The sequence below is a fragment of the Methylomonas sp. HYX-M1 genome (assembly GCF_040741385.1).
In the GTDB taxonomy this organism is placed as follows: Bacteria; Pseudomonadota; Gammaproteobacteria; order Methylococcales; family Methylomonadaceae; genus Methylomonas; species Methylomonas rhizoryzae.
The window spans coordinates 2759999-2776569 of the sequence record NZ_CP160405.1 but is presented as its reverse complement, the minus strand read 5'-3'; the positions used below and the strand labels follow the sequence as shown (position 1 = coordinate 2776569).

Annotated in this window: 18 protein-coding genes; 7 read left to right on the top strand and 11 right to left on the bottom strand. The window is 54.7% G+C overall.

Annotated features, from left to right (window positions below; genetic code table 11):
- Position 1: 1 nt before the first annotated feature.
- A complete protein-coding gene (locus AB0A83_RS12550; protein ID WP_150048894.1) occupies positions 2–223 on the bottom strand; it encodes a rubredoxin in 222 nt (73 codons plus the stop codon).
- Positions 220–1059, bottom strand: a complete 840-nt coding sequence (locus tag AB0A83_RS12545) for a hydrogenase expression/formation protein (protein WP_367154325.1) — start codon at positions 1057–1059, stop codon at positions 220–222. The genes AB0A83_RS12550 and AB0A83_RS12545 overlap by 4 nt, the downstream gene beginning before the upstream one ends.
- Before the next feature lie 185 nt (positions 1060–1244).
- Here AB0A83_RS12545 and AB0A83_RS12540 point away from each other — a divergent pair, with 185 nt between their 5' ends.
- Positions 1245–1781 (top strand): transposase, encoded by a 537-nt coding sequence (locus tag AB0A83_RS12540; protein ID WP_367156166.1) that lies wholly within the window; start codon positions 1245–1247, stop codon positions 1779–1781.
- Between the two features lie 108 nt (positions 1782–1889).
- Here AB0A83_RS12540 and AB0A83_RS12535 read toward each other — a convergent pair whose 3' ends face one another.
- The 9 genes from AB0A83_RS12535 to AB0A83_RS12495 all read right to left on the bottom strand — a co-directional run bounded on the left by AB0A83_RS12535 (position 1890) and on the right by AB0A83_RS12495 (position 8075).
- A complete protein-coding gene (locus tag AB0A83_RS12535; protein WP_367154324.1) occupies positions 1890–2126 on the bottom strand; it encodes a toxin-antitoxin system HicB family antitoxin in 237 nt (78 codons plus the stop codon).
- Complete coding sequence (locus tag AB0A83_RS12530; RefSeq protein WP_367154323.1) at positions 2123–2521, bottom strand: putative toxin-antitoxin system toxin component, PIN family; 399 nt, start codon at positions 2519–2521, stop codon at positions 2123–2125. Before AB0A83_RS12530 ends, AB0A83_RS12535 begins: the two co-directional genes overlap by 4 nt.
- A gap of 201 nt (positions 2522–2722) precedes the next feature.
- Entirely contained in the window at positions 2723–3139 is a 417-nt protein-coding gene (locus tag AB0A83_RS12525) for a hydrogenase (protein ID WP_150048888.1), read from the bottom strand.
- Entirely contained in the window at positions 3136–3432 is a 297-nt protein-coding gene (locus AB0A83_RS12520) for a HypC/HybG/HupF family hydrogenase formation chaperone (RefSeq protein ID WP_150048886.1), read from the bottom strand. The genes AB0A83_RS12525 and AB0A83_RS12520 overlap by 4 nt, the downstream gene beginning before the upstream one ends.
- Complete coding sequence (locus tag AB0A83_RS12515; protein ID WP_150048884.1) at positions 3432–4112, bottom strand: HyaD/HybD family hydrogenase maturation endopeptidase; 681 nt, start codon at positions 4110–4112, stop codon at positions 3432–3434. The genes AB0A83_RS12520 and AB0A83_RS12515 overlap by 1 nt, the downstream gene beginning before the upstream one ends.
- Before the next feature lie 120 nt (positions 4113–4232).
- The gene (gene cybH / locus AB0A83_RS12510) at positions 4233–4928 is read right to left on the bottom strand and encodes a Ni/Fe-hydrogenase, b-type cytochrome subunit (RefSeq protein ID WP_367154322.1); all 696 of its coding nucleotides are present in this window, start codon (positions 4926–4928) and stop codon (positions 4233–4235) included.
- Positions 4925–5128, bottom strand: a complete 204-nt coding sequence (locus AB0A83_RS12505; RefSeq protein ID WP_150048880.1) for a hypothetical protein — start codon at positions 5126–5128, stop codon at positions 4925–4927. Before AB0A83_RS12505 ends, cybH begins: the two co-directional genes overlap by 4 nt.
- Before the next feature lie 62 nt (positions 5129–5190).
- Positions 5191–6987 (bottom strand): nickel-dependent hydrogenase large subunit, encoded by a 1797-nt coding sequence (locus AB0A83_RS12500; protein WP_367154320.1) that lies wholly within the window; start codon positions 6985–6987, stop codon positions 5191–5193.
- A 2-nt stretch (positions 6988–6989) separates the two neighbouring features.
- Positions 6990–8075, bottom strand: a complete 1086-nt coding sequence (locus tag AB0A83_RS12495) for a hydrogenase small subunit (RefSeq protein ID WP_367154318.1) — start codon at positions 8073–8075, stop codon at positions 6990–6992.
- Positions 8076–8631: 556 nt separating this feature from the next.
- On the opposite strand from AB0A83_RS12495, the gene AB0A83_RS12490 reads away from it, so the two are divergent.
- The 6 genes from AB0A83_RS12490 (at position 8632) to serC (ending at position 16570) form a co-directional block, all read left to right on the top strand.
- Positions 8632–8955: a hypothetical protein gene (locus AB0A83_RS12490; protein ID WP_367154317.1), complete on the top strand. Its 324-nt coding sequence runs from the start codon at positions 8632–8634 to the stop codon at positions 8953–8955.
- 379 nt (positions 8956–9334) lie between these two features.
- Positions 9335–11200, top strand: a complete 1866-nt coding sequence (locus tag AB0A83_RS12485) for a M48 family metallopeptidase (protein WP_367154316.1) — start codon at positions 9335–9337, stop codon at positions 11198–11200.
- Positions 11201–11552: 352 nt separating this feature from the next.
- Positions 11553–12050, top strand: a complete 498-nt coding sequence (locus AB0A83_RS12480) for a low molecular weight protein-tyrosine-phosphatase (RefSeq protein ID WP_367154314.1) — start codon at positions 11553–11555, stop codon at positions 12048–12050.
- Positions 12051–12054: 4 nt separating this feature from the next.
- The gene (locus AB0A83_RS12475) at positions 12055–12774 is read left to right on the top strand and encodes a dienelactone hydrolase family protein (protein ID WP_150048870.1); all 720 of its coding nucleotides are present in this window, start codon (positions 12055–12057) and stop codon (positions 12772–12774) included.
- A gap of 122 nt (positions 12775–12896) precedes the next feature.
- Complete coding sequence (gene gyrA / locus AB0A83_RS12470) at positions 12897–15491, top strand: DNA gyrase subunit A (RefSeq protein ID WP_150048868.1); 2595 nt, start codon at positions 12897–12899, stop codon at positions 15489–15491.
- The gene (gene serC, locus AB0A83_RS12465) at positions 15491–16570 is read left to right on the top strand and encodes a 3-phosphoserine/phosphohydroxythreonine transaminase (RefSeq protein ID WP_150048866.1); all 1080 of its coding nucleotides are present in this window, start codon (positions 15491–15493) and stop codon (positions 16568–16570) included. The genes gyrA and serC overlap by 1 nt, the downstream gene beginning before the upstream one ends.
- Position 16571: the final 1 nt, after the last annotated feature.

The following is a 16571-nucleotide window of genomic DNA, read 5'->3' as shown; positions in this document are numbered from 1 at the left end:
CTTACGATTCCAACAACAGGAAATCCCGTTTCGGCGCGCCGCATTCCGGGCAGCTCCAGTGATCGGGCAAATCGGCGAAAGCGGTACCCGGCGGAATTTGCCACACCTCGTCGCCGCAGTCCGGGTCGTACACGTGCCAGCAAATCTTGCATTCCAGCTTGGCTTTAGCATCCAGCCGTGCGGCATCGCCGCCGTAAGCGCCGGAGAAAAAGCTCTCGCTCATAGATAAACCTTCAATATTTCCTCCAGCCGCTGGGCGCTGTCGGCGATGTCTTCGCTAGAGGCGCAGGCGACGTTGGGCATGTCGCTGACTTCCAATGTGTTCAAAATCAACGTGTCCTGTGAATTAAAATAGCGCACCCACCAAACGTTACGGGTGGCGGTCGCCGTTATCCGGCAGTTGCCGTAGCCGCGCGACAATATCGTTACCGGCCCTTTGCCCAAGCGTTGTTCCAGCAAAGCCAAGTCTTGTTCGGTTTGCGGCAACAGGCTTAAATTGATGACGTGAGCTTCGGTGCCGGGCCGGTACTCGGCAATCTTGGCATTCAGTTCCGCTAGCAGCGGCAACGCATTCATCACGCCTTCCGGCAAGTTGACGATATCGGTCTCGACCTGCGCTGCCGCGTCGGCGAACGCGGACAGCAACAAGGCTTGTGGAATCACGCCGACTTCCAGGCAGTCGGCAATCACTTGTTGCCCCACCAGCTGTTGCGAGCGCCATACTCCGGCCAAAACCGATTCCTGCACCCGCAGTCCGCCTGCACCCAGGGCACTGACTTCTCCCTCGCCGAGCAACTCATCGATAAACGCGCGGTTCGCCGAATCCAAACCGGTCAGATCGATGACCGGCATTACCTCAGGATAAGCCAGCAATGCCTGCTGCAAGCACTCGGCTACGGCCCGTGCCGGAGCCAGTTCCGGCGCTTTCAAGTCGGAAGAGATCTGCGGCATCCGATAGATGGCCATTTCTTCCGGCATGGTCAGGTAATCCAGCTCGGCGCCGTCTTCTTCGGCGGGTTGGGAGCCTTGGCCGAAAATTGGGAGGGGTATGCTTGTCATGTTTCGGTTTTCTGTTGAATTAAACTGTTGGCTGGATGAGCGAAGCGTCTCCGGCATTGGGTAATTGTTTATTCGGTGTCGCTAACGCGGTTGTCGTTTTCCTCGTTCCCACGCGCCGCGTGGGAATGCAGATTAACCGCGCCAGCGGTAACATAGAATCCAATCAAACCAGCAAGGTCAACTCCATGGGCCGCAGCCGATACCGTATTCTCCAGTCCGAGCATCCGCACTTTTTGATCTGCACAGTCTTGAACTGGATACCGCTATTCACCCGCCCGGCCACCGCGCAAATCGTACTGGACGCTTTGCATTATCGCCAGCAACAGAACGGCTGGCGAATTTACGGGTATGTGATATTGGAAAATCACATGCATTTACTGATACAAGCCGACGATCTAGCCAACCAACTCGCCCATTTCAAATCCTACACCGCCCGCCAGTTGATCGACTATTTACACGAAAGCAAAGCCGAACGGCTATTGGCCCAACTCAAATGGTTTCGCAAAGCGCATAAAACCGACAGGGAATATCAATTGTGGGAAGAAGGCAGCCATCCGCAGTCGATCGATAATCCCGAAGTCTTAAAGCAGAAGCTGGATTACATCCACCTCAACCCGGTCAAACGCGGTTACGTCGATTTGCCGGAGCATTGGCGATATTCCAGCGCCCGCGATTATGCTGGGTTGGCGGGTTTGTTACCGGTTTATCGCGATTGGTTTTAGCTTTACCGCAGCGCGGTTAACCTGCGTTCCCACGCGGCGCGTGGGAACGAGAGGGAAAAACCTATTAATTAACTCCTCGTTTTCACTCCGGGCGAGGGAACGGAAACTTTAAAATTCGTCGCCGCTTAATGGTGGTCTGTCGCAAACGTTTTGCAAAATAGCATCAAACGCATTTTTATCCGCTTGCTCGGAACGAGCGTTCAAGTAATCCTCAGTTGCCAATGCCGATACCTTTTCGGCCACGGCGCTAGCGATGAATTGGTTAATGGAAACCCCTTCCTTTTGTGCAAATTCTTTGACGTGTCTATGAACGGAATTGGGGAGTCTTAGGCTTAATGCACTCATTTCAAACGCTCCAGTAATGTTTTTGGGGTGATTGCTTCAACGGCAAATTTTTCGCTTCCGGCAAAGTCCTTGACGTTATGGGTTACGATACTTGCAACATTAGCCGCTACAGCCAGTTCAAGTACTAAATCGTCTTTAGCATCCGGCAAACAGGGCCGCCACAAAAAATAGACCCTTTGATGTTTAGAAAATCCGCAGATATTGTCGAGGACAACGTTGATTTCGCGGTCACTGAGACCTAACAAAGTTTGATTACGTTTGAGCACATCTTCGTATTCAAACAACAAAGGGGTTGATAGCCTCAACTCCAAACGACCGGCATTCAAGTGCTGCAGTACCTTGAACGACGCGCCGTTTCTCGAATACAGTCCCGCAAACAGGACGTTGGTGTCCATTACAATAACCATGATACTGAATACAGTATCATGTAAGCACAAAAGCCGCCATATCCGACTTTCCTCGCGATAGCGACACCAAATTGTTAAAGAGCTGTTGAGACTCTTAGTCTCAACAGGGAACCGCGGAGCGGTTCAAGCCTGGCTTCCACGCTGAGCGTGGGAGCTATAAAAAGTTACAGGTTTTCCAACGTATAAAATTCAGGCCTGCCCGCTACACACCTTGCCGATGTCAAACCCCGGCGGCGCGCTGGGCTGCGAGGCCAAGATGCGGCTGAATTCCCGGCCGTATTCCTGCCAGTCCTTGATGCCGGTAATCGCGCCCAAATACTCGCCGCGGCGCAGGAATATCAGGGTAGGCCAGCCGGTAAAACGGTAGCGGGCTTGTAGTTCGCGCTCAACCGTGCGGGCAATCAGCGCGCCGTGCAAGCGGCCGGCGTAGGCTTTAAGCAGCTCGGGCAACACGATGGCCACGTCGTGGCTTTCCGGAAATATACCCGGATCGTTAGCGAAAAACAGCACGACGTCGGCGTGGCCGTAAACGAACAGGTCGAAGTTGTCGGCGTCCAGCAGCGGTAGCCCGTGGCGGGTTTGCAGCTGTTCCAGTAAGGCGCTCATCGGCGTAAAAACTCCGGCAGTTCCGGCTCGCGGTCGACTAAGTCGGCAAATAAATGGTCAATGTTGGTTTGTCCTTGCATGGCCAAGCGCATGGCTTCCAGGGCGTCGCTGATTTGCGTGGCCTTTTCCGCGCTGACCACTTCGCGGGCGGTATCCAGAAACACCAAAATCCAGGTGCCTACCGGCTGGTCGCCAACCAGCATCATGTCGATGCGGCTCAGCTGGCCGCGATACTCGCAAATTGCCGAACCTAAGCCTGTTTCCACGACTTGCATGGGTATGCCTATGCACATCAGTATTTTCCCCGGTAGTCGACATCCACTTGCATGGCGTCCTCTAAAGAGTGCGGTGGACGTATTTCGAATGCGGCGGAGCGAACCACGCGTTCGTCGCCAAGCCGGCAGGCAAGCTCGGCATCGGGGCGCTCTTGCTCGTAGCGATGCATATTCAATGCCGGATCGTCCAACTCGGCGGCGCTATCCAACCGCTGCGCCGATACCCCAAATTCGGCTAGATAGGCCAGGGCCAGATCGATCGCCGGCTGGATTTGCGCTTTGACCGCCGGCCGCAGGCTGCCGCCGTAATCTTCCAATTCTTCCGGCTGCACACCGATCAGCAACAAACGCTCGGGATATTGGCCTAGCATCTGCGCCATCGCCAAGACTTCTTGAAAGCCGGTTTGGTGCAGGCTCATTTTTTTGGCGCCTAAAAAGTTGGGCACGTCATCATTCTCGACGCGTTTCAGCGTGGCCGGCGCCAAGCCGTAATCTACAGCGTCAAACACCACCAGTACGTCGGCATTTTGCACGTGCTCGATCAAATAAACACCCTGGGTTCCGCCATCCAACACTCGAACGTTATCCGGAAAACAGTAGTGTTTTTGCAGATGCTCGATGACCCGCACGCCGAAGCCTTCGTCCGCCCACAGCAGGTTGCCGATGCCGAGCAGCAGAATGTTGACCGCTTCCTTCATACGGGTAGGCCTGCGTGGCGGTTTAGGATATAGTGGGGCGGATGCACCGAACTTATCGTCCCCGGAATTTGCCAGCCCGAGGTTGGGACGGTAAGGGAAAGCGCATCCACCGCAAACTGCTTAGTGGGCATCGTCTATCGGTTCGTCGTTGCGAAAGCTGCGCCAGCCGGTAGCAATAGTAGCCAGCATGCTTTGTCCTGATAATTTTTCTTCGCGTATCGCCACGTAGATATGGATTAACACGAAGCAAACGATGAACCACATCACCAGATGATGCCAGGTATGCACGGTCTGGCTGTCGCCGAACAGCGGTAACAGCCAGCTGCTGAACAGGGCAAATTGCCAGCTACCTTGACCTTCGCCTTCGCCGTACAGGGCAAAGCCGGTGAAAATCATGAATAGCACGCCCCAGACGAACACGAAATGCATGGCCAAAATAGCTAGCGGATTGTGGCCGATGTAATGCCGTGGTTGTTTTTCCAGAAAGCAATACCAGCGGACTTCGCACCACACGCCTTCCCAGAAGTGTGGGCTGAGCAAGGGCGGCAGGAAAATTTGTTTGGCGTGTTCGTTACCGACCGCAGCCCAGTACAAGCGCCCCACTAAACCGATTGCCAGCAGGTAACCGGCGGCGAAGTGCGCAAAGCGAATGTAGCCCATCAGAAAATTGGCGGAAGCTTCGCCGGCCGGGGACGATAACGGCGACGCAATCAAGTAGCCGGAGACAGTCAGCACGACGATGGCCAGCGCATTGACCGCATGCCACAGCCTGACCGGCAGTTCGTAAACGTAAACCGGAGCGTCCGGCGCTTTCATTGCGGTCTCCGCAGCTGCCAAGCCAACAATAAAGCGGCTAACACGGTGGGAATGATCCAGTGAGCGTCGCTCCAGCCGGCCGGTTGGCTTAAGGCAAAATGCTCCAGAGCATGGCTAAAGCTATCGATGCCAGGATGGCTGTGGGCGTGGACCGTACCGGCAGCCAGTAGCAAGCCAGTGGCGAAAAGTAATTTGTTCATAGTGACTCCGCTAGGTAGTACCGCAGGGTAGGCTGTGCCTACCCGTTGTCGAGTTTTCGGGATTAACGCACTTTAACCTGGGTCAGTTCGCTGCCGTCCGGGCTGATAACGTGGGTCGAACAGGCCAGGCAAGGGTCGAAACTGTGTAAGGTACGCAAGATTTCCACCGGTTCTTCCGGGCGCTCGACTTTTGTGTTCATCAACGAGGCTTCGAAGGCGCCGATGTTGCCTTGTTCGTCGCGCGGCGATCCGTTCCAGGTCGTGGGTACCACGCATTGATAGTTGGCGATCTTGGTGTCTTCGATTTTCAGCCAGTGGCCTAACGCGCCGCGCGGCGCTTCGGTAAAACCGACGCCTTTGACGCTGCTCGGCCAGGTATCCGGATCCCAGCGCTCGACGTTGGCGGTCGCCAAATCCCCGGCCTTGATGTTCGTCATCAATTTGTCCATGAAGTAGCGCATTTTGCCAGCGGCCCATTGCGCTTCCAGACCGCGCGCGGCGGTACGGCCCAAGGTCGAGAACAAAGCGCTGACCGGGACATCCAGGGTTTTCAGCACGAAATTGATCTGCTCGGTGATTTCCTCGTGGCCTTGGGCATAGCCGACTACGTAGCGGGCCAGCGGGCCGACTTCCATCGCGTGGCCTTTCCAGCGTGGCGCTTTGATCCACGAGTATTTGGCCGATTCGTCCAACTCTTGAATGTGGGTGCGGTCGCCTTTGGTTTTAGCGCCTAATTTGTAATTCGGTTCGGTCACGCCGTCCCAAGGGTGCAAACCTGCGGATTCGTCTGCGTATTTGTACCAGGAGTGCGGAATGTACTCCTTGATCTGCTCGGGATCGCGCACGTCGACTTCGTGCACCTTGCTTAAATCGCCGTTGATGATCGCGCCTTGCGGCATCAACAGATTGGCGGCCGAATAGTCGTTGGCTTTGTCCGGAATGTCGCCGTACGCCAGCACGCTGGAACCCGATAAGCCGCCGCCGTACAGCCAGCCTTTATAAAATTGGGCGATGGCCAAAAGGTCCGGAATGTAGATCTGGTCGATGAAGGTGATGGTGCGGTCGATGATGGACGACACCAGATTCAAACGCTCCATGTTGACCCCGCCGACCGCGCCGACGCCGTCGATATTGATCGCGCAAGGCACGCCGCCGACCAGCCAGTTCGGATGCGGATCCTTACCGCCGAACACGGTACGGATTTTCATGATGTCTTTTTGAAAATCCAAGGCTTCCAGGTAGTGGGTTACCGCCAGCAAATCGGCTTCCGGCGGCAGCAAATAGGCCGGATTACTCCAATAGCCGTTTTTGAACGGACCAAGCTGGCCGGATTCGACGAATTTTTTCAGCCGGTTTTGCGTATCGCGGAAATAGCCGGGCGATGACTTGGGGTTGCTCGGCGAAATCTGTTGCTGCAATGCCGACACCGCATTCGGATCGGCTTTCAAGGCGTTGACTGGATTGACCCAATCCAAGGCGTGCAAATGATAGAAATGCACCAAGTGGTCGTGCGCCTGCAAGCTCAACTGCATGATGTTGCGGATTGAGTTGGCGTTTTCCGGGATCTTGATTTTCAGCGCGTCTTCGACCGCGCGCACCGAAGTCAAGGCGTGGGTGCCGGTGCAGACGCCGCAGATGCGTTGCACGAAGGCCCAGGCATCGCGCGGGTCGCGGCCTTTCAGGATCACTTCCAGCCCGCGCCACATGGTGCCGCTGGATACCGCGTTGCGGATCATGTTGTCGGCGTCGATGTTGACTTCGCAACGCATGTGGCCTTCGATGCGGGTGACCGGGTCGACCACTACGCGGCGGCCGGCGTCGTCCAGATGAAAACCGTTGGGGGTATTGGTGACGGTCATGGTTATTCAGCTCCGGGATGGTTGTCGGCTTGTTTGGCGTTTTTCAGGGCGGTCAGACCGGCGTGCGCGGCAATGCCCGCACCGACCAAGCCGGCCGCGCTGCCGCCGACCACGTCGGCGTTGGCTTCGATGCCGAACTGGTTGATGCCGGTCAGGCGATCGTAGAAACTGCCTTTATCCCAGAAGCCGTCTTCGGAACAGCCGATACAACCGTGGCCGGATTGAATCGGAAACGACACGCCCTCGTTCCATTTCACGGTCGAGCAAGCGTTATAGGTGGTCGGGCCTTTGCAACCCATTTTGTACAGGCATTGGCCTTGACGCGCAGCCTCGTCGTCCCATTGCTCGACAAACTGGCCGGCGTCGAAATGCGGACGGCGATAGCATTTGTCATGGATGCGCTGGCTGTAGAACATTTGCGGCCGGCCTTGTTTATCCAGAGTCGGCAATTTGTCGAAGGTTAGAATGTAAGCCACCACGGCAGTCATCACTTCGGCAATTGGCGGGCAGCCCGGCACTTTGATGATCGGCTTGTTGGCCAAGCCCGGTACTTTATGGACCGGCGTAGCGCGGGTCGGATTCGGCTTGGCCGCCTGCACGCAACCCCAGGAGGCGCAGGAGCCCCAGGAAATGATGGCTTTGCAGCTTTCCGCCGCGTATTTCAATTGATCGACAAAGGGTTTGCCGCCGATGATGCAGTACATGCCGTCTTCGGCCAGCGGCGGATTGCCTTCCACCGCCAGGATGTAATTGCCTTTGTATTTTTCGACGATCTCGTCGACGATAGCCTCGGCGTTATGGCCGGCGGCGGCCATGATGGTATCGTCGTAATCCAATGACAGCATCGATAGAATCACGTCTTTGGCCAAAGGATGGCCGGAACGGATGAACGACTCCGAGCAACAGGTGCATTCCAGCCCGTGCAACCACAACACCGGAATGCGCGGTTTGGTTTCCATCGCGTGGGCGATTTTCGGGGCGAAGGCCGGGGACAAACCCAGCGAGGCAGCGGTGAGGCTGCAGAACTTCAAGAAGCTGCGGCGGGTGATGCCCTGCCTACGCATCACGTCGTAAAAGGTTTCGATCATGTAAGCTCCTGCATGGCTTGTTTGCGCCGCTAGCCTGGCCGATACCGTTCAGCTCCCGCTGTTGTGCTGATGGCGTGCAACGCTGTCGTTATTGTTATGGATCGAGTTGCGGCCAGCCCGCAGCCCGATCAGACCGCGACAAATACCGCAACATTTGTGCCTAAATGGCGAGGCGGATAATACCATGAAATTTGTAGGATAAAAGCGGGCGAGTGGTGCTCGCCGTTGGTGATTTATCCGACATTTGTTACATGCCGCTTGTCTGTTTGAGCGATAAACGACATATCCGGAGCGGCGTTTGCTGCCTTTACTCGGTCTGATTGAAGGGCGTCTCAAACTGCTGGAGTAGGTGGGTGGCGAGAATGGGTTTCGATTCGCCATGGCCGAGAGCGTGGCAGGCGATTTTCGCTGTCGCAAATCCGCGCAGTTAAGCTACACTGCCGGCCATTGGAGTTTTAAGACGAGTGCGGCGGCAGTAAATTCGCTTCCATTTCCTATCGCTAACCGCGTCGATAGCCTAGCCTGTATTCGCCTTTTCAGACCCGGAGATTTTGTTATGAAGCAAGCATCCGCATCCCTAAGTCGCAACCGTTGCCGCGCATTTTTGACCTACTTGTTGCGCACGCTGGGGCTGGTTTGTTTAGCGAGTCCGCTCAATCCCGCTAATGCCGGCCACCGGCAACAACAAGCCTTGGAAACCCGTGTACAGGCTGTGCGGCAAAATTTGCTCGAACAGGCTGAGCCGCCGTCCGCTTGCGAATCCGCGGAAACGGATACGGCCGTAAATAAAGCCCGCTCGATGTTGGCTCAATGGGCCAACTGGCCGAACTGGAACAACTGGGGCAACTGGAATAATTGGCCGAATTGGTATAACCAGTAAATCCGTGACTGTCGCCGCCTCGATTGTAACGCTGCATAGGCCGGGTTGCTCCCGGCGAATGCCAGCCTGCGGCAGCGGTTTGTTGAAGGGTTTACTATGAAAATTTTTCAACGACCGTCCTCCCGCGAATTGGCTTTCGAATCGCCAAGGAGCGCCCTTTCACCATCGAAGCTTATCTATAACCGGCACGAGCGCGATTGATGGTAGCGCATGCCGCGCCAGATCCGATTGCCGGTATGTCGGTAGTCGTTTAAGCTCCTCCTGACTGACTACCCTAAAAGTTAAAATCGACGTATTATTTCCGTTAGAGCCAATGAGGTATTCCAACCGGCAAAATGCCTCAGGCAACTGCCACGTCGTACGTTTATAAGGAGCTTGCATGAAAACCACCGCCGAACAACGCGCACGCCTGGAGGCCCTGATCCGACGCGCCGAACAGGAAGCGCAAGAGAGGCCCGGTACTTACCGCGCCAAGGTAGGCTTACTAGCCTTGTTGGGTTATGCGGTGATATTCGGCGTATTGTTTATTCTGTTGGCCCTCAGTGCAGGCATCGGTTGGGCTGCGCTGGTCAGTACCACCTTCGTGATTTTTTTGCTGAAGAAAAAACTGATCATCGTGATCGTGGGGATGATTTACGTGTTGCTGCGAGCCTTGTGGGTGCGGTTCGAAGCGCCGGAAGGCTACCGGCTGACAGCCAAAGCTTATCCGCAACTGTTCGAACGCTTGAAAAGCTTGAGCCGCCGGCTCGACGCGCCGCGCATCCACCAAGTAATTTTGACGCCGGAAGCCAATGCGGCGATTGTGCAAACCCCGCGCCTCGGCGTATTCGGCTGGCCGAAAAACACCTTGATCCTCGGCTTGGAACTGCTGCTTAGCCTGACGCCGGCCCAGGCCGATGCGGTAATCGCGCACGAACTGGGGCATTTATCGGCCGCGCACAGCCGCTTCGGTGGCTGGATTTACCGGGTTCGGCTAGGATGGCAACGCATTATGGAAGGTTTGGCGCACCAGCAAAACATCGGTGCCTCGCTGATGCGGCGCTTTTTCGATTGGTATGCGCCAACTTTCGCCGCTTATTCGTTCGCGTTAGCGCGCAGCAACGAATTTGCCGCCGACGCCGTCTCGGCGCAGTTGACCAGCAGCGCGGACGCCGCCCAAGCATTAGTCAACAGTCACGTTGTCGCCGGTTTGGTCAACGAGCGCTATTGGACGCCGTTTTTTCAACAGGCCGAGCGCAACGAACAACCGGTGGCGCCGTTTGGTTCCCTGCGCGACTTTCTGCGGGAAACACCGTTCTCGATCGACGAATTGCGCGGAAAGGTCGTCGAAGCGTTGGCGGTGCAAACCGGTCATTACGATACCCATCCCGCTTTGTACGACCGGCTGCAGGCCCTGCAAATCGATGCGCCCCTGCCGAAAATGCCTGCCCTGTCGGCTGCCGAGGTTTGGCTGGGGCAACAATTGCCCGGAGTATTGGCCGATTTCGACCGGCTGTGGTTACAACACCACGGCGAGCAATGGCGCGAACGATTTCAGTATTGCCGGCAAGGTCGGCAGCAACTGGCCGAGCTGGCGCAAATCCCCGCCGACGCTATGACGGCGGAACAGCTGTGGCGGCTGGCGACGCTGACCGAAGAATTTGAATCGGATAAAGATCCGCTCCCGCTGTACCAGCGTTACCGCGCCATGCAGGCCGACCCGGACGCCGATTTCGTGATCGGTCGGCTGTTGTTGAAGCGCAATAATCCGATAGGCGTCGCCGCCATGCAGGTCGCAATAGAAGCCAAGCCGGAACTGGCGCTGGACGGCTACCGCTGGCTGGAACATTTCCACCGCAGCCGAGGCGAGCAGGCGGAGGCCGAACAATGGCAGCACCGGGCCGACCGGCAAATGGACGTCAACCGGGCCGCCGACCTGGAGCGCCAACACTTGAGCCACAAAGATAGTTTGATAGAACCGCAAGTCGACGCCGCAACCCTGGCCGCACTGCGTCAGGCTGCCGCTGCGGTCACCGGCATTAAACGCCTGTGGTTGGCCGAAAAACCGATGCAACACTATCCGGATGCAAAAACCTACGTTTTGGTGTTTGCTAAAGATGTTTTCGCCAAAGAACAAAAACTGACTCAACAACTGTTGGCCCGGCTGTCGTTGCCGCACAGCCTGTTCATACTCGGTAAATCCGGTCCGCACAAGGCCCTCGCCAAACGTGCCCTCAAGGTAGGCAGCGAAATTTACCGGCGTTAGGCATGCTTTGAAAGTCATTAGGGAGCGCCGCCTTCGCCGCAGCGGTGTTGCAGCTCCCACTTAGCTTTGCATTTTTCGGGGCTGCGGCGGTGGATTAAGAGCGGTTAATTTCTGTTTTAAAGCATCCCGGCTAGCTTTGTATATAAAGGTTTTTTACCCGGCTATCCGAGGTGGATCTAAACTTGTAGTAGCAATTCGCTCTCCTGTTACCCTTTGTTAAAATTGTGAGAGGATGATTAAGGTAAGGGGAACTTCCCGGCAAGCACCGAAATGAATGTATCGCCGGTTAATGTCTTGTGCTTAGTTCCGTACTGTGTTTTTTAAAAAATAGTTATAACTTGATTGTAAGTGTATGAAAAAAATTGGGATTCTTTTCGTTTGTATGGGTAATATTTGCCGCTCGCCAACTGCTGAGGGGGTGTTTAGAGCCTTGCTCACGCAACGGCGCTTGTCGGATTTGTTCGAGGTTGATTCCGCCGGAACTCATGCCTATCACGTGGGCGACGCTCCGGATCTGAGGGCACAAAAAGCGGCACGCGATCGTGGAATCGAGTTAAAGCATCTAAGGGCGCGCAAGGTAGCGGCGGCGGATTTTGAAAAATTCGATGTCATTTTGGCAATGGATAGCGATAACTTCTCGATATTGCAGGATATTTGTCCGGAAACGCATAAAGATAAAATTAAATATCTGTTGGACTTCGCCCCCCAGCTCAATCAACGTGAAGTACCGGATCCGTACTACGGCGGAGCTTACGGTTTCGAACGGGTACTGGACATGGCCGAAGCGGCAGCGGAAGGATTATTAGAATTTTTAACACGCGAGGGCGTGTTATCCAAGCAAGCGGGGTAGAACTATGGCGGTCGTTGCCAATACCATCGATTATTTAGACGGCGATGCGGTGCTGGAAGGCTTTTTTGCTTACGACGATGCGTTGACCGGCATGCGACCTTTGGTGTTGATACATCACGCATGGTTGGGGCGAGATCAATTCGTGGCCGACAAAGCCCGGGCTTTGGCTGAACTCGGTTATTTAGGGTTTGCGGTCGATACTTACGGGAAAGGCGTTTTAGGCCGCTCCGCTGAGGAAAACGCCAAGTTGATGGCGCCGTTCATGCACGATAGGGCTATGTTGCAACGCCGCTTAACCGCCGGCTTAACCGCGGCAAAAATGTTGCCGTGGGCGGATAATCGCAAAATTGCCGCAATAGGCTTTTGTTTTGGCGGTTTATGTGCACTTGACTTGGCGCGTACCGGCGCCGATCTCATGGGAGCGGTATCGTTTCACGGTTTGTTGATACCGCCGGCCAACATTCCTGAGCCACGTGTAAAAGCTAAGGTTCTGGCTTTGCATGGGCACGACGATCCCATGGTGACTCCTGAGCAAGTACAAGCTTTCGAAGCGGAAATGACCCGGGCCGGTACCGACTGGCAAGTGCATGTTTACGGTTCGACCATGCACGCGTTTACCAATCCGCTGGCGAACGATCCCGGATTCGGAACCGTCTATCAGCCTTCAGCCGACAAGCGATCATGGCTGACGATGCGCAATTTTTTCGAAGAGATTTTTGCCTAACTAGAAGCTGTCTCCTTTGCTATAATCCCGCCCTTTTGTAGGGTACTGCGGCGAGGAATGGAGTCTTACCGGAGATGCCTGGCTCGAGCCATTGCGCTTGACTGAATTACCAACAAGGACCCATGTCAGACTTCGCCAAAGAAATCATTACTGTTAATCTCGAAGACGAGATGAAACAGTCTTACTTGGATTACGCCATGAGCGTGATCGTGGGTAGAGCGCTTCCGGATGTCCGAGATGGCTTAAAGCCTGTCCACAGACGCGTACTTTTCGCAATGAGCGAACTTGGCAACGATTGGAACAAGCCTTACAAAAAGTCGGCCCGTGTGGTCGGTGACGTGATCGGTAAATACCATCCGCACGGCGATACCGCGGTTTACGACACTATCGTTCGTATGGCACAGCCGTTTTCTTTGCGTTATATGCTGGTAGACGGTCAAGGCAATTTCGGTTCCGTAGACGGCGATTCGCCTGCGGCCATGCGTTATACCGAAGTGCGCATGTCTAAAATCGCTCACGAGTTGTTGGCGGACTTAGATAAGGAGACGGTCAATTTCGTCCCTAACTATGACGAGTCGGAATCGGAGCCGACCGTCATGCCGACTAAGGTGCCTACACTATTGATCAACGGTTCTTCCGGGATCGCGGTAGGCATGGCTACCAATATTCCGCCGCACAATCTGGGCGAAATCGTCAGCGCCTGTTTAGCGTTAATCAAGGACACTACACTGTCGATCGTGGATTTGATGCAATGGGTGCCCGGTCCGGATTTTCCGACCGCCGGCATCATCAACGGCGCAGATGGTATTCACGAAGCTTATAGCACCGGGCGCGGGCGGATTTATTTACGGGCGCGTTGTCATTTCGAAGACATAGGCGACGGTGGCAGGCAACAAATTGTGGCTACCGAATTACCGTATCAGGTCAACAAGGCCACGTTGCAGATCAAAATTGCGGATTTGGTGAAAGAAGGGAAAATCGACGGTATTTCGGCGATTAGAGACGAATCGGACAAGGACGGCATGCGTTTGGTGATCGAATTGAAGCGCGGCGAAGTGCCGGACGTCGTGTTGAACAATCTGTATAAACAAACGCAAATGCAAACGGTGTTCGGCATCAACATGGTGGCTTTGTACGACGGCCGGCCGCATTGCATGAATTTGAAAGACATTCTGCTGGCGTTCATAGACCATAGGCGTGAAATCGTCACTCGCCGAACCATATACAGCTTGCGCAAAGCCAGGGAAAAAGCGCACATCCAAGAAGGTTTGGGAGTCGCACTGGCTAATATCGACGAAATGATTGAGCTGATTAAGCATTCGCCGAACCCGCAAGAAGCGAAAGCGGGGTTATTAGCCAGAACCTGGAACGCGGGGTTGGTAGCGGCTTTATTGGATAGAGCGGATGCCGATCGCTCTCGTCCGGAAGACTTATCGGCGGAGTTCGGGTTGGTGGCCGGGCTATACCGTTTATCGGAAGCTCAGGCTCAAGCTATTTTGGATTTGCGCCTGCACCGCTTAACCGGCTTGGAACAGGAAAAAATCATCAACGAATACCAAGAATTGTTGAAACTGATCGACGAGTTTTTGCATATTTTGGGAAGCGACGAACGATTGATGGAAGTCATCACCGAAGAGCTGGAACAAATCAAAGCCGAATATGCGGACGCGCGGCGTACTGAAATTATCCAAGACTATTCGAATCTTTCCGCGGAGGATTTGATTACCGAAGAGGACATGGTGGTCACCATGTCGCACGAAGGCTACATCAAAACCCAACCGTTAACCGATTACAAAGCCCAACGCCGCGGCGGCAGGGGGAAATCGGCCGCGGCGACCAAAGATAACGATTTTATCGACAAACTGATCATCGCCAATACCCACGATACTATCTTGTGTTTTTCGTCGCGCGGCAAAGTGTATTGGCTCAAAGTTTACGAGTTGCCGGTCGCCAGCCGAGCGTCGCGCGGCAAGCCGTTCGTCAATTTATTGCCTCTGGAAGAAGGCGAAAAAATCAATGCCATGCTCCCGGTGCGCGAATATGCGGACGATAAATTCGTTTTTATGGCGACTGCCAGCGGAACGGTCAAGAAAACGCCGTTGACCGACTTCGCCTTCCAATTGGCCAAAGGCAAGATTGCCATCGATTTACGCGATAACGATACTTTGGTTGGCGTGGCTTTAACCGACGGTCAGCAAAACGTGTTGTTGTTCAGCAGCGACGGCAAAGCGGTTTGCTTTAACGAAACCGACGTGCGCTCTATGGGCCGGACGGCAGCCGGGGTGCGGGGCATCCGCCTGCAAGACGGCAGCAAAGTGATTTCGCTGATTATTTCGGCTGAAGGTACGGTGTTGAATATTACCGAAAACGGCTACGGCAAAAGAACCCGGATAGAGGAGTTCACTCAGCATAAACGCGGCGGACAAGGTTTAATCGCCATTCAAACCTCGGAGCGAAACGGTTCGGTCGTGGCCGCGGTATTGGTGAGCGATTGCGATGAAATCATGCTAATCACCGATGCCGGCACTTTGGTACGAACCAGAGTTAACGAGATTTCGATAGTCGGACGCAACACCCAGGGGGTGACCGTGATTCGTTTGGATAAAGGCGAAAAAGTCGTCGGGGTGGATAAGATCGAGGGTCTGGAAGACGAGGAGGCCGATAAGGACGGCGAAACGTTGGACTGTGCACATGGAAATGATGGGGAAGAGGAATAATGACCAGGATTTATAACTTCAGCGCGGGGCCGTCGATGCTGCCGGAGTCGGTATTGCTGAAAGCCCGGCAAGAAATGCTGGATTGGCAAGACAGTGGCATGTCGGTGATGGAAATGAGCCATCGCGGCCCGCATTTCATGGCTATTGCCGAACGAATGAAGCAAGACTTAATCGATTTGCTTGGGGTGCCGAACAACTACAAAGTGTTGTTCCTGCAAGGCGGCGCAACTGCGCAATTTGCGATGATTCCGCAAAACATTTTGCGCGGCAATAGCGTGGCTTGTTACGTCAATACCGGCGCTTGGTCGAGCGCCGCCATTAAGGAAGCCGGCAAATATTGCACGGTTAAAATCGCGGCCAGTTCGGAAGCGACCGGCTTTACCGATGTTACGCCTTTCGAGCAATGGGATGTCGATTCCGGCGCTGCGTATCTGCACTATACCTCCAACGAGACCATACACGGGGTCGAGTTTAACCAAGTGCCCGCCGTTTTCGACCTTCCTTTGATCTGCGATATGTCGTCCAATATTTTGTCCAGGCCTGTCGATGTCAGCCGATTCGGCATCATCTACGCGGGAGCGCAAAAGAATATGGGGCCGTCCGGCGTCACTGTGGTTATCGTCCGCGAAGACCTAGCCGATTTGGCGCCGGCAACGGTACCCGCAGTATTTAATTTTGCCCAACAAGCAAAAAGCGACTCCATGCTGAATACCCCGGCGACTTACAACTGGTATTTGCTGGGCTTGGTTCTGCAGTGGTTGAAAGAGCAGGGCGGAGTCGAAGAAATAGAACGGCGCAATATACGCAAAGCCGAGAAACTGTACCAAGCCATAGACGGTTCCGGCATGTACCGCAATCCGGTAGCCAAACATTGCCGCTCGCGTATGAACATTCCTTTCGTCTTAGCCGACGCCGGATTGGACAAGGAGTTTCTGGCACTGGCGGAACAAAACGGCTTGAGCACTTTAGCCGGGCATCGCTCGGTAGGCGGTATGCGGGCCAGCATTTACAACGCCATGCCGGAATCCGGTGTCGATGCTTTGATCGATTTCATGGCGGAGTTCGAGCGTACCCATTAAT